We start from the raw sequence: 11,451 nt of genomic DNA on the forward strand, positions 1-11,451 counted from the left end.
CGGCGGCGTCAGAACTCGGACCAGATTGCCAGTTTGATGCCCGTGTCATTGCGGGCATCTTTCCGCTCCAGCCCCAGAACCCAGGTTGTCGGGCTGTCCTGCCACCGGATCATGGCCGACGGCCGGACCCGCCAGAACAGAGAGCTTCCGCTGCGATAAGCGGTCTCGACCTGAAGCAAAGGGTTGATCAGCCGCGCTGAATTCAGGCCCGTTGTCAGGTCCAGTTTGCGATAGAGCGCGTCGTGGGTGCGGTATTCCAATGATGCATCCAGGGCCACCCAGCCATTGCCCCATCCGGTCGAGTACCCCTTTCCATAGGACAGGGTTGCCTTGTACAGCGCCCATGCTCCACGATAGCGGTGATGCACACCAACCCCGAACTCTGCGGCAAACCGCCCCTTTTGCTGCAAATCGGCAACCGGGATGCGGGCAAAGACGGTCGCATGACCGTAGAGGTCTCGGTTCTCTTCAAAATCGAACCCAATTGTCAGATTGTCCCGAGCACCCCATTCGGCATAAAGCGCGGATGCATAGTCATACCCCTGGTCGGGTTCCTTGAACACCGTCACCGACGCCGCCGTAAAAGCGGAATCCTTGCCGCGCAACCATGCGCCCGACCACGCAGGCGAGGCCAACAGGATAATGAACAAAAGGTAAAGAGCCCGGTACATGGGCGCAGCATCGGTCAGCATGGTTAACGGATCGTTAGTGAAATGACGAATTCCCGCAGCCGTGGCAAAGTGCTGAATTCGCCAACAAAGGCGGGACCTTTGGAAATCCTATGCTAGGCTGGGCTCAATAACAGGAGATTCCAGATGCCGAACATTGCCAAGAACACCAGCGTCCAAACCGTGATCACGACCTTCGAGATGACGCCCGGTACCTGTCAAGACCTGCTTGAGGCGCTGACTGACGCCTATGCCGATTTCATCTCGAAGCAGCCCGGCTTTGTGGCGGCGGGGCTGCATGTCAATGACGCTCAGACGCGGATCGCCAATTACTCGCAATGGGAACGGCGCGAGGATTTTCTGGCGATGCTGCGCACCCCGGAAATGCGCGACCGGAATCGCAAGATCAACGAGCTGTGCAAAAGCTTTGAACCGGTGATGTATGATGTTGCCGAAACTTTTAGCGGATCGTGACCTAAATCAAAGCCGTGCCTTGCGAATTGGCGCATCCTGACCGCGAAATGAACGGAGGTGCGCGTCATGTATCACAATATTCTGGTCCCGATTTCCTTTGATGCAGAGCGGGATATTTCCGGCCCGCTGAAACTGGCCAAGGTGTTGGCAACCCCGGATGCACAGGTCACGCTGCTGCATGTGGTCGAGCATATCCCGAACTACGCGATTTCCTATATGCCGCCCGAATATCTGCGCGAAGCCCGCAAGGCTCTGCAAACCGAATTGGACAGCTTGGCCGCCAAACTTCCCAATGCCAAAGGTGTGGTTGTCGAAGGGCATTCCGGGCGCACCATTCTGGATTGGTCCGAAGAACATAAGCCCGACCTGATCATCATGGCGTCGCATCGTCCGGGGATGCAGGACCTTCTGTTGGGATCGACGGCCAACCATGTGGTCCGGCACGCGTCCTGCGCGGTCCATGTCGTCCGTTAGCGGCGCGGATTTCTGCTCCCAACACTCTGGCCACCATCTTTTGGGCCTCGGTTTTGACATAAACCGGCGTTAGTCTTTGGCCATGTCGACGAACGAATCCGAGTCGCGCTCGCTTTTTACCGATCCCAAGGCTCCGGCACGTGTTCGACGCGCCGAGGCACTGCGCAAACGGGCTTTGTCGCCCGTTCGCATCTTGTTGATGGTCCTCATGCTGCCAGTAACGACTACGGGGATTGCGCTGGGCGTCTACCTGCGCACCTCGGAGTTCGAGCAGGAAGAGGCTATGCTACACCTAATCGCGATGGTTGGATGCGCGACGGCAGTCAAAGTGATCCCCGGCCCGTACTACGCTGGTGAGCCGGGTTATCACCTGCGAAACGACCCTGACGGGGATGGCGTGGCGTGCGGTTCGGCCCCGCGTCTTACCACCCCGGCCGTGACCGAAACCCCGCAAGTGGCTCAACCGGCCGAGCGCTCCGTCGGCAGTGCCAAATTTCTGCGACCCTAGTTTTCCAGGCAATGGCGATGACCCGAGACGAATTCAACGCGTTCTGTGCCAATCTCAAAGCCACAACCCATGTGGTGGAATGGGGCAATGCGGATGTGTGGAAAGTGGGCGGCAAGGTGTTTGCGATCTGCGGCTGGCACGAGGGGCGCGACGCCGTTACCTTCAAAGCCACCGATCTGGCGTTTGAGGTCCTGAGCGACGTCCCCGGCATCCGCCCCGCGCCCTATCTGGCCGCACGCGGGATGAAGTGGTTGCAGGTCTATGAGGAACGCGGGATGAGCGATGCCTCGCTGCGCGAGCATATCGTGACGTCCTATGATCTGGTGGTGGCGAAGCTGACCAAGAAGGTACGGGCGGAGTTGGGCGTTTAACCTACGCGCTAGCCCGGCAACATCTCAGTTCTATGCGCTGGGTTGCAACTTTGGAGTGTCAGTCAGCATGCTCGGGTAAGGCGCGTGGTTGAAAATGTGCTGAAATCGTAAGTATCAATACGAGATTTTTGCCTGCCATGCTACCTTCTGCGCGGCGAGAGTTCTTTGATCGCGCCCTACGGCAATTTCGCCAGACGAGGGAGGAAAGTCATGTTTGCACGTATTACTCAATTCAAAATGAAGCCAGGCACGCGCGAGGCCGCGACGGCGAAAATGAACGCGTTGAAGTCAGAAATCATGAGCATGCCCGGGATGCACAGCTTTACCAATGTGATGAACGAAGACGGCTCGGGCTATGTGATCTCGGTGGTCGAGAGCGAGGCGACCTCGAACGCGAATGCCCCGAAAGTGGCCGAACTGTGGGGCCATTTCGCCGAGTTCATGGAAGGGCCGCCGACACCGGTTGGGTATGATGTGATTGCCCATTGGGATAAGGGGTGAACGCTGACGTGAGCGAGAAAAACTCGCTCGGGTTCAAACCGATTGAGATTTGCTCACTTAGTCCACATTGCCGTGAAAACGCGATGAAATCTATGTCAGGGATGGTTGCGTTCCGGATGACTTAGGATAGTTGAGCTCCCGCACATTCGCGAAAAACCCGCACTGGGTCAGCAGCGCCGACCAGCGAGAATGTGGCCACATGATCCTGCGTGAATGCGTAGGCTATTTGGTTGTACTCCAACCCATCAAGCACGTTTCCGAAGCCTGTATTCGTGACGGTCAAAGACGTTGCGCCGTTGGAAAGGACATGGTGCGATGTAGAAATCTCGATCGGTGACGAGCCTTCAAAACGCATTGCAAACCACGGGGCTTGTTTCCAAACAGAGTTCGTTTGGGTCACGGTAATTGAATAAAGCGGTTTAGACGGGTCGTAGGTGAGAAATATTTTCGCTGCGTCAGTCTCGTGCGAAAGCGTGCAAATATGACCAACGGTTGCATCCCACGCATAGGCAGGCGTGCTAAGGATCAGTGATATCAGAACGGCTCGCATACTTTGAACCTAGCCACGGAATGCGGTTAGGCAAGGCGGCTGAAGCAAACAACGCGATGTGCTGCAACTTTGTATTGCGTCGCCAACAGTCTAACGCTTCCGTCGCTTCACATTCCCACCGCGTTGCCCCGGACGTCCAGCCGTTGACCGACCACGCGATTTCACCGCATCCTCGGACGCTTTCTCGACCGCCCATTGGCGCGCCATGGGGTCGTCGGCGACGGCCAGATCGACCGCCTCCAGACGTTTGATCTCATCCCGAATATTGGCGGCCTCTTCGAATTCAAGGTTCTCGGCGGCTTTGCGCATTTGCTCGCGCAACCCGTCCAGATGAGCCTCGAGATTCGCGCCATGCATCGGTTTGTCGATGGTGGCGGTGACGCGGTTCATGTCGACGTCGCCCTCATAGAGACCGGCCAGAACGTCCTCGACATTCTTCTTCACGGTTTCGGGCGTGATGCCGTGTTCCTCGTTATAGGCGATCTGCTTGGCGCGGCGGCGGTTGGTCTCTTTCAACGCGCGTTCCATGGAACCGGTGATCTTGTCGGCATACATGATAACCCGGCCCTCGGCATTCCGCGCGGCGCGGCCGATGGTCTGGACCAGAGAGGTCTCGGACCGAAGGAACCCTTCTTTATCGGCGTCCAGAATGGCGACCAGCCCGCATTCGGGGATGTCGAGCCCCTCGCGCAGCAGGTTGATGCCGACCAGCACGTCGAAGGCCCCCAGCCGCAGGTCGCGCAGGATTTCGATCCGCTCGATCGTATCGATATCCGAGTGCATGTAGCGCACCTTGATGCCCTGTTCGTGCAGGTATTCGGTCAGGTCCTCGGCCATGCGTTTGGTCAGGGTCGTGACCAACGTGCGGAAGCCATCGGCGGCCACTTTGCGCACCTCATCCAGCAGGTCGTCCACTTGCATCGAAACGGGGCGGATTTCGACCTCGGGGTCCAGCAGGCCGGTAGGGCGGATGACCTGTTCGGTGAAAACGCCACCCGATTGGTCCAGCTCCCACGCCGCCGGGGTGGCTGAAACAAAGACGGATTGTGGGCGCATGGCGTCCCATTCTTCGAACTTCAGGGGGCGGTTGTCCATGCAGGACGGCAGGCGGAACCCGTGTTCGGCCAGTGTGAATTTACGACGATAGTCGCCCCGGTACATGCCGCCAATTTGCGGGACAGAGACGTGGGATTCGTCGGCAAAGACGATGGCGTTGTCGGGGATGAATTCGAACAGGGTCGGGGGTGGTTCGCCCGGCGCGCGGCCAGTAAGATAGCGCGAGTAGTTCTCGATCCCGTTGCAGACGCCCGTGGCCTCAAGCATCTCAAGGTCAAAGTTTGTGCGCTGTTCCAGACGCTGTGCTTCCAGCAGCTTGCCTTCGCCGACCAGTTGATCCAGCCGGATGCGCAGTTCCTTTTTGATCCCGATAATCGCCTGTTGCATCGTCGGTTTCGGCGTCACGTAGTGGGAGTTTGCGTAGACCCGGATCTGCTCCATCGTGTCGGTTTTCTCACCTGTCAATGGGTCGAATTCGGTGATTTGTTCCAGTTCTTCGCCGAAGAATGACAGCTTCCACGCACGGTCCTCAAGGTGGGCGGGCCAGATCTCCAAGGAATCGCCGCGCACCCGAAAGGACCCACGCTGAAACGCCTGATCGTTACGCCGGTATTGCTGAGCCACCAGATCGGCCATCACCTGCCGCTGGTCATATTCGCTGCCGACTTTCAGGTCTTGGGTCATCGCCCCGTAGGTTTCGACTGAACCGATGCCGTAGATACACGACACCGACGCCACGATGATCACGTCATCACGCTCTAACAGCGCCCGCGTGGCCGAGTGGCGCATCCGGTCGATCTGTTCGTTGATCTGGGATTCTTTTTCTATGTATGTGTCGCTGCGCGGCACATAGGCCTCGGGCTGGTAATAGTCATAGTAGCTGACGAAATACTCGACCGAGTTTTCGGGGAAGAACCCCTTGAACTCACCATAGAGCTGCGCGGCCAGCGTCTTGTTGGGCGCAAGGATGATGGCGGGACGCTGGGTTTCTTCGATCACCTTGGCCATGGTGAAGGTCTTGCCCGTGCCGGTCGCGCCCAGCAGAACCTGATCCCGCTCGCCGTCCTGAACGCCGCCTGCCAGTTCCTTGATGGCCGTTGGCTGATCCCCTGCGGGGGAAAAATCGGTATGCATGACAAATGCCTTGCCGCCTTCCAGTTTCAGGCGGGCACGGACGTCTTCGGCAGTCAGCTGGGTCTTGTCGGAATGTGCATAGGCCATAAGGGGAGATTCCTTTCGGGCCTGATTTTGATCTGTTTTTGTTCTTGTTCAAGAGGCCATTTCAATCACACCAAGTTGCGACATTTACGGACTTGTCCACGCAGCAGCTCTGACGCATAAACATGCCCAGCCAAGTGAGTACGGAGAGGCGACATGCGCGCACGGATTTACCAGCCTTCGCGAAATGCGATGACCTCGGGGATGGCCAAAACCCGCAAGTGGGTTCTGGAATATGCCCCTGCTTCGTCGCGTGAAGTTGATCCGTTGATGGGTTGGACGTCCTCCAGCGACACGCAAACTCAGGTGCGCCTGAAATTCGACACCAAGGAAGAGGCGTTGGATTACGCCAAGGACCACGGAATTGATGCGCAGGTGACCGAGCCGCACAAGCGCAAACCCAACGTTCGAGCAGGTGGATATGGTGAGAATTTCGCCACCAACCGGCGCGCACCCTGGACGCACTGAATTGATCGACATCCGCGAAGCTGACCCAACATCGGACGCGCTGCGCCCGGTGATTGAGGCGCATTTTGCCCATAGTGAAACCGCGGGACCGGCGGAAAGCAATCATACGATGGATGCCAGCGGCCTTGCGGGGCCTGGTATCCGGTTCTGGGCGATGTTTGACGCCGAACAGGCCATCGGCTGTGGTGCGCTCAAGGCATTGCCGGATGGCACGGCCGAAGTTAAATCCGTGCATGTCGTCGTAGCGGCGCGCGGCCGGGGTCTGGCGCGCGCCATGATGGCCCATCTGGCGGATGTCGCGCGGTCTGAAGGGATGCAGGCACTGGTTCTGGAAACCGGGGCAGCCCATTTGCCCGACTATGACGCGGCGCGTAAGCTGTACGAGGCGCTGGGCTATTCCTATTGCGGCCCGATCTTTGGTTACTCCGAAGACCCGAACAGTGCCTTCATGCGCTTGGCCCTTGAACCCCGCGCATAAAAACCGCAAGAAGGGCGCAGCGGTCCCTTAGCTCAACTGGATAGAGCAGCTGACTTCTAATCAGCAGGTTGAGGGTTCGAGTCCTTCAGGGATCGCCATTTCTCACCGGTTTGGCCCGACAGGCCCGAGCATCGCGCGATCACCGCGCCAGAACATACCGCGCGACCAGAAAGATGCCGACAAGTGCGGCGATCATGATCTCGGGGTTCTGTTCGAAATATCCGACCCAGTACGAGATATTCGACCCTCCGCCACCACCTCCGCCGCGGTAGCCACCGCCACCGCCGACAGAACCGCCAACCGTACCCGTGGCAATTCCATATTCAACCATTGCAACACCCCCCGGAACTCGCAAACAGGGCTGCATCTTATCATGAAACTCAAGAAAAATCCTCTGTCGGTCGAACCGGGTGCTGACACTGGAATACGCAACAGCAAAAAAATTCTTGCAACCGGTTGCAAAAACCAACACTGTGGCTTGGAGTAAGGATTCGAGGAACCCTCATGCTGAACGTCGGATTGATTGGCGCGGGACGGATTGGCCGTGTTCATGCTGAGGCTGTAGCCGGGCATGCGCAATCCAAGTTGAGCGCCGTGTCTGACGCTGTGGCCGAGGCCGCCGAAGCTCTGGCAAGCGCATATGGGGCGCAGGCATGCACCTCCGAGGCGGTGATCAATGACCCGGCGATTGATGCGGTGCTGATCGCGTCACCGACGGACACCCATTCGGACCTGATCGAAGCGGCGACCCGTGCCGGAAAGGCGGTTTTGTGCGAGAAACCGGTTGATCTGGACCTGAAACGGGCAATTTCCTGCCAACAGGTCGCGGCCGCAACGGGCCAGCCCGTGATGGTCGGGTTCAATCGCCGCTTCGATCCCAGTTTCGCGTCTTTGAAGCAGGCTTACACCAGCGGAGATATCGGCAAGGCCGAGTTATTATCGATCACCTCTTTCGATCCAGCCCCGCCGCCCGTCAGCTATGTCAAAACCTCTGGCGGGTTGTTTCGGGACATGATGATCCATGATTTCGATATGGCGAATTACCTGATGGGGCAGGCGCCGATCACGATTTCTGCGGTTGGATCCTCGGTTGTGGATCCCGAAATCGGGGCTGTTGGAGACGTGGATACCGCTGTAACCACAATGACTTACGCCAATGGTGCCATCGCGGTGATCAAGAATTCGCGGCGTGCAGCCTATGGTTATGATCAGCGGGTTGAATTGCTTGGGGCCGCTGGGTTGCTTCAGGCCCATAACGTTCTGGAAAACACGGTCGTCAAATCCACGGTCGATGGCGTGGTTGGAGCAAAGCCAACGTATTTTTTCCTGGAGCGCTACATGCCTGCCTACCGGGCCGAATGGGATGCGTTTGTCGGCGCGGTGCAAACCGGCATGGCGATGCCCGTCACGTTGGAGGATGGCGTGACCGCCTTGGCAATGGCCGAGGCTGCGACCCGCTCGGCAAAAACCGGGCAACCGGTCGCTTTGGAGGAAGTGTTTTGAAACCGGTTGCAAAATTGCCGGATATCCTCAAACTGAGGAAAGCCCGGTGCCGAACCGGGGCAGAGGAGATTCGGTTTAACCGAATGGCCGGGCAAACCCGGCACACAGATTGACTGTTCTATTGGGAGGAATGGAAATGAAGAAGTTTGTAAAAGGCGTGCTGATGGCCAGCGCCGTTGCGTTCGCGGGCGTCACTGGCGCTGCGGCCGAGGGCGAGAAGTACATTCTGGTCAGCCACGCTCCGGACAGTGACAGCTGGTGGAACACCATCAAGAACGGTATCGCTCTGGCGGGCGAGCAGATGGGTGTCGAGGTTGAATATCGTAATCCGCCCACCGGTGACTTGGCCGACATGGCGCGGATCATCGATCAGGCAGCTGCTTCGGGTCCGAACGGGATTATCACGACGCTGGCGGACCCCGACATTCTGGAAGGCCCGATCAAAGCTGCCGTGGATTCGGGCATCGACGTTATCATCATGAACACCGGCACGCCGGAAAAGGCGCGCGAAGTGGGTGCGTTGATGTATGTCGGCCAGCCGGAATATGACGCAGGCTACGCCGCCGGTCTGCGCGCCAAGGGCGACGGTATCGGCTCGTTCCTATGTGTGAACCATTATATCGTACAGCCCTCCAGCCAGGAGCGGTGTCAGGGTTTTGCCGACGGTCTGGGGATCGAACTGGGCGAGCAGATGATCGACGCTGGTCAGGACCCGGCCGAGATCAAGAACCGCGTTCTGGCTTATCTTTCGGCTAATCCCGATACGGATGCCGTGCTGACGCTGGGGCCGACCTCGGCTGATCCGACCATTCTGGCTCTGGAAGAGAACGGCATGGCCGGTGACATCTATTTCGGCACCTTCGATCTGGGTGGTGAGATCGTCAAAGGTATCAAAAGCGGTGTGATCCAGTGGGGCATCGACCAGCAGCCTTTCCTTCAGGCCTATCTGCCGGTTGTCGTGATGGCCAACTACCACCGCTATGGCGTTCTGCCGGGTAACAACATCAACTCGGGCCCCGGTTTCGTGACCGCAGACGGTCTGGGTAAAATCGAAGAGTTTGCGGGCGAATACCGCTGATCTTCAATTTCGGTGCGGACGCGGTTGCTGCGTCCGCACCCTAGCAAAATCTAAGCATTCTATAGAGCGCGAGGGGAGGCACCTATGGCTGAATCAGCGCAATCCGCAATGGGCGGTGACGAACGGATCAAAGAGATCTCGCCGTTGCGTCGTGCCCTGATCCGTCCCGAATTGGGTGGTATGGTCGGCACCGTCGCCGTGTTCACATTCTTCCTGCTATTCGCCTTTGACAGTGGGATGTTCAACGCGCAGGGCGTAATGAACTGGTCAATTGTCTCGGCTCAATTCATGATCATTGCCGTGGGCGCCTGCCTACTAATGATTGCAGGTGAGTTTGACCTGTCCGTAGGCTCGATGATCGGGTTCGCGGGGATGATGATCGCAATCTTCTCGGTCACGCTCAGTTGGCCGGTCTGGATGGCGATCATTGTGACCTTCGCACTGTGCATCTTTATCGGTGCGGTGAACGGCTACATCGTTGTGCGCACCGGATTGCCCAGCTTTATCGTAACGCTGGCCTTTCTGTTCATTCTGCGCGGCTTCACTATTTACCTGCCCCAAACCATCGAGCGCAAAACCATCATTGGTGGCATTCGCGACGTGGCCGAAGGCGATTGGCTGGCTGCAGTCTTTGGTGGCAAGGTCGGGCAGGGTCTGTTCGTCTGGTTGGGTGATGCGGGCATTATCGAGACCTTCGAGCGCGGTACGCGTGCCGGTCAGCCTGTGGTCGACGGCATTCCGATGCTGATCATTTGGGCGCTTGCCATCATCCTTTTTGGTCACATCCTTCTGACCAAGACAAAGTTCGGCAATTGGATTTTTGCTGCGGGCGGCGATGCCGAGGCGGCGCGGAATTCTGGTGTACCGGTGAACCGGGTCAAGATTCTGATGTTCATGTTCACCGCCTTCTGCGCCACGGTTTTCGCCACCTGTCAGGTGATGGAGTTCGGATCAGCCGGGGCGGATCGCGGCTTGCTGAAAGAGTTTGAGGCGATCATTGCCGTGGTCATTGGCGGCGCGCTGCTGACCGGAGGTTACGGTTCGGTGCTGGGTGCGGCCTTGGGCGCGCTGATCTTTGGCGTTGTTCAGCAGGGGCTGTTCTTTGCGGGGGTCGAAAGCTCACTCTTCCGGGTATTTTTGGGTGTGATCCTGCTGGGTGCGGTGATCCTGAACACCTATATCCGCCGCATCATCACAGGAGAACGCTGAGATGACCGAAGATACCAAATTCCATCACGGCGATGCGCAGGAACGGGCCCCAATCATTCGGATGGTCGATATCCAGAAACACTTTGGCTCGGTGATCGCTCTGGCCGGGGTCAGCTTCGATCTGAGGCCAGGTGAGTGTCATTGCCTGCTAGGCGACAACGGTGCAGGCAAATCGACCTTCATCAAGACAATGTCCGGCGTGCATAAGCCGACGGCGGGTGAGATCTTTTTCGAAGACAGGCCGATGCATTTCGAAGACCCGCGCGATGCGATTGCGGCGGGGATTGCGACGGTGCATCAGCATCTGGCGATGATCCCTTTGATGAGCGTCAGCCGAAACTTCTTCATGGGCAATGAACCGACGAAGAAAGTCGCGGGCATCAATTTCTTCGACAAGAAACTGGCCGATGAGATCACCATGGAGGAGATGCGTAAGATGGGCATCAACCTGCGTGGGCCTGATCAGGCGGTCGGCACCCTGTCAGGGGGGGAACGCCAGACGGTTGCCATCGCCCGTGCGGTGCATTTCGGCGCGAAGATTCTGATTTTGGACGAACCGACCTCGGCCCTTGGGGTGCGCCAGACCTCGAATGTTTTGGCCACGATCGACAAGGTGCGCAGTCAGGGCGTCGGCGTTGTTTTCATCAGCCATAACGTGCGCCATGCCTTGGCGGTTGGCGACAGGTTCACTGTGCTGAACAGGGGACAGACGCTTGGTACTGCTAAACGCGGTGAAATCTCGCCCGAAGAGTTGCAGGATCTCATGGCCGGTGGACAGGAACTAGCCGAACTGGAAGGGTCGTTGGGCGGGACTGTCTGACACGGCCCCGTCACGCATATTGGCAAAACTGAAGTTCAACGGATCGCCCATAAGGGCCTTGTGTTGAAAGGAAAC

At 58.0% G+C, this 11,451-nt stretch carries 15 protein-coding genes and 1 tRNA gene; 12 read left to right on the top strand and 4 right to left on the bottom strand.

Features of this window, described 5'->3' with window-relative positions:
* Window positions 1-8: 8 nt before the first annotated feature.
* Window positions 9-692, bottom strand: coding sequence for a hypothetical protein (locus GOV79_RS10815; RefSeq protein WP_237217996.1), 684 nt, complete (start codon window positions 690-692; stop codon window positions 9-11).
* Between the two features lie 123 nt (window positions 693-815).
* Between GOV79_RS10815 and GOV79_RS10820 the strand changes: the two genes are divergently transcribed.
* The 5 genes from GOV79_RS10820 (at window position 816) to GOV79_RS10840 (ending at window position 2,996) form a co-directional block, all read left to right on the top strand.
* Window positions 816-1,142 carry an antibiotic biosynthesis monooxygenase family protein gene (locus GOV79_RS10820; protein ID WP_170772389.1) on the top strand — a complete coding sequence of 109 codons (327 nt, stop codon included), beginning with the start codon at window positions 816-818 and terminating at the stop codon, window positions 1,140-1,142.
* Between the two features lie 66 nt (window positions 1,143-1,208).
* Window positions 1,209-1,616: a universal stress protein gene (locus GOV79_RS10825; protein WP_170772387.1), complete on the top strand. Its 408-nt coding sequence runs from the start codon at window positions 1,209-1,211 to the stop codon at window positions 1,614-1,616.
* Between the two features lie 82 nt (window positions 1,617-1,698).
* Window positions 1,699-2,124 carry an excalibur calcium-binding domain-containing protein gene (locus GOV79_RS10830; RefSeq protein ID WP_170789783.1) on the top strand — a complete coding sequence of 142 codons (426 nt, stop codon included), beginning with the start codon at window positions 1,699-1,701 and terminating at the stop codon, window positions 2,122-2,124.
* Between the two features lie 17 nt (window positions 2,125-2,141).
* Window positions 2,142-2,495 carry an MmcQ/YjbR family DNA-binding protein gene (locus GOV79_RS10835; RefSeq protein WP_170789784.1) on the top strand — a complete coding sequence of 118 codons (354 nt, stop codon included), beginning with the start codon at window positions 2,142-2,144 and terminating at the stop codon, window positions 2,493-2,495.
* A 210-nt stretch (window positions 2,496-2,705) separates the two neighbouring features.
* On the top strand, window positions 2,706-2,996 hold the full coding sequence (locus tag GOV79_RS10840) for an antibiotic biosynthesis monooxygenase family protein (RefSeq protein WP_170784767.1): 291 nt from the start codon (window positions 2,706-2,708) through the stop codon (window positions 2,994-2,996).
* 121 nt (window positions 2,997-3,117) lie between these two features.
* Here GOV79_RS10840 and GOV79_RS10845 read toward each other — a convergent pair whose 3' ends face one another.
* Both GOV79_RS10845 and uvrB read right to left on the bottom strand, forming a co-directional pair.
* Window positions 3,118-3,546: a hypothetical protein gene (locus GOV79_RS10845; RefSeq protein WP_170789785.1), complete on the bottom strand. Its 429-nt coding sequence runs from the start codon at window positions 3,544-3,546 to the stop codon at window positions 3,118-3,120.
* Between the two features lie 90 nt (window positions 3,547-3,636).
* Window positions 3,637-5,823, bottom strand: coding sequence for an excinuclease ABC subunit UvrB (gene uvrB, locus GOV79_RS10850; RefSeq protein WP_170789786.1), 2,187 nt, complete (start codon window positions 5,821-5,823; stop codon window positions 3,637-3,639).
* 153 nt (window positions 5,824-5,976) lie between these two features.
* On the opposite strand from uvrB, the gene GOV79_RS10855 reads away from it, so the two are divergent.
* From GOV79_RS10855 to GOV79_RS10865, 3 genes are all read left to right on the top strand, one after another.
* On the top strand, window positions 5,977-6,288 hold the full coding sequence (locus tag GOV79_RS10855; protein ID WP_170772375.1) for an ETC complex I subunit: 312 nt from the start codon (window positions 5,977-5,979) through the stop codon (window positions 6,286-6,288).
* On the top strand, window positions 6,242-6,766 hold the full coding sequence (locus GOV79_RS10860; protein ID WP_237217997.1) for a GNAT family N-acetyltransferase: 525 nt from the start codon (window positions 6,242-6,244) through the stop codon (window positions 6,764-6,766). The genes GOV79_RS10855 and GOV79_RS10860 overlap by 47 nt, the downstream gene beginning before the upstream one ends.
* 21 nt (window positions 6,767-6,787) lie before the next feature.
* Window positions 6,788-6,864: transfer RNA gene (locus GOV79_RS10865), tRNA-Arg, on the top strand.
* 41 nt (window positions 6,865-6,905) lie between these two features.
* On the opposite strand, the gene GOV79_RS10870 is transcribed toward GOV79_RS10865, so the two are convergent.
* A complete protein-coding gene (locus GOV79_RS10870; RefSeq protein ID WP_170772373.1) occupies window positions 6,906-7,097 on the bottom strand; it encodes a hypothetical protein in 192 nt (63 codons plus the stop codon).
* Between the two features lie 173 nt (window positions 7,098-7,270).
* On the opposite strand from GOV79_RS10870, the gene iolG reads away from it, so the two are divergent.
* The 4 genes from iolG to GOV79_RS10890 all read left to right on the top strand — a co-directional run bounded on the left by iolG (window position 7,271) and on the right by GOV79_RS10890 (window position 11,376).
* Window positions 7,271-8,269 carry an inositol 2-dehydrogenase gene (gene iolG / locus GOV79_RS10875; RefSeq protein ID WP_170789787.1) on the top strand — a complete coding sequence of 333 codons (999 nt, stop codon included), beginning with the start codon at window positions 7,271-7,273 and terminating at the stop codon, window positions 8,267-8,269.
* 163 nt (window positions 8,270-8,432) lie between these two features.
* Window positions 8,433-9,347 (top strand): sugar ABC transporter substrate-binding protein, encoded by a 915-nt coding sequence (locus GOV79_RS10880; protein WP_237215832.1) that lies wholly within the window; start codon window positions 8,433-8,435, stop codon window positions 9,345-9,347.
* 84 nt (window positions 9,348-9,431) lie between these two features.
* The gene (locus tag GOV79_RS10885; RefSeq protein WP_170784759.1) at window positions 9,432-10,556 is read left to right on the top strand and encodes an ABC transporter permease; all 1,125 of its coding nucleotides are present in this window, start codon (window positions 9,432-9,434) and stop codon (window positions 10,554-10,556) included.
* A gap of 1 nt (window position 10,557) precedes the next feature.
* Entirely contained in the window at window positions 10,558-11,376 is an 819-nt protein-coding gene (locus GOV79_RS10890; protein WP_170789788.1) for an ATP-binding cassette domain-containing protein, read from the top strand.
* Window positions 11,377-11,451: the final 75 nt, after the last annotated feature.

The sequence above is a fragment of the Ruegeria lacuscaerulensis genome (assembly GCF_013034745.1).
Classification (GTDB): domain Bacteria; phylum Pseudomonadota; class Alphaproteobacteria; order Rhodobacterales; family Rhodobacteraceae; genus Ruegeria; species Ruegeria lacuscaerulensis_B.

Excerpts from the sequence above, each read along its gene's own strand:
- GOV79_RS10815 (WP_237217996.1), bottom strand. The coding sequence starts at position 692 with ATGCTGACCGATGCTGCGCCCATGTACCGGGCTCTTTACCTTTTGTTC.
- GOV79_RS10820 (WP_170772389.1), top strand. The coding sequence starts at position 816 with ATGCCGAACATTGCCAAGAACACCAGCGTCCAAACCGTGATCACGACC.
- GOV79_RS10825 (WP_170772387.1), top strand. The coding sequence starts at position 1,209 with ATGTATCACAATATTCTGGTCCCGATTTCCTTTGATGCAGAGCGGGAT.
- GOV79_RS10830 (WP_170789783.1), top strand. The coding sequence starts at position 1,699 with ATGTCGACGAACGAATCCGAGTCGCGCTCGCTTTTTACCGATCCCAAG.
- GOV79_RS10835 (WP_170789784.1), top strand. The coding sequence starts at position 2,142 with ATGACCCGAGACGAATTCAACGCGTTCTGTGCCAATCTCAAAGCCACA.
- GOV79_RS10840 (WP_170784767.1), top strand. The coding sequence starts at position 2,706 with ATGTTTGCACGTATTACTCAATTCAAAATGAAGCCAGGCACGCGCGAG.
- GOV79_RS10845 (WP_170789785.1), bottom strand. The coding sequence starts at position 3,546 with ATGCGAGCCGTTCTGATATCACTGATCCTTAGCACGCCTGCCTATGCG.
- uvrB (WP_170789786.1), bottom strand. The coding sequence starts at position 5,823 with ATGGCCTATGCACATTCCGACAAGACCCAGCTGACTGCCGAAGACGTC.
- GOV79_RS10855 (WP_170772375.1), top strand. The coding sequence starts at position 5,977 with ATGCGCGCACGGATTTACCAGCCTTCGCGAAATGCGATGACCTCGGGG.
- GOV79_RS10860 (WP_237217997.1), top strand. The coding sequence starts at position 6,242 with ATGGTGAGAATTTCGCCACCAACCGGCGCGCACCCTGGACGCACTGAA.
- GOV79_RS10870 (WP_170772373.1), bottom strand. The coding sequence starts at position 7,097 with ATGGTTGAATATGGAATTGCCACGGGTACGGTTGGCGGTTCTGTCGGC.
- iolG (WP_170789787.1), top strand. The coding sequence starts at position 7,271 with ATGCTGAACGTCGGATTGATTGGCGCGGGACGGATTGGCCGTGTTCAT.
- GOV79_RS10880 (WP_237215832.1), top strand. The coding sequence starts at position 8,433 with ATGGCCAGCGCCGTTGCGTTCGCGGGCGTCACTGGCGCTGCGGCCGAG.
- GOV79_RS10885 (WP_170784759.1), top strand. The coding sequence starts at position 9,432 with ATGGCTGAATCAGCGCAATCCGCAATGGGCGGTGACGAACGGATCAAA.
- GOV79_RS10890 (WP_170789788.1), top strand. The coding sequence starts at position 10,558 with ATGACCGAAGATACCAAATTCCATCACGGCGATGCGCAGGAACGGGCC.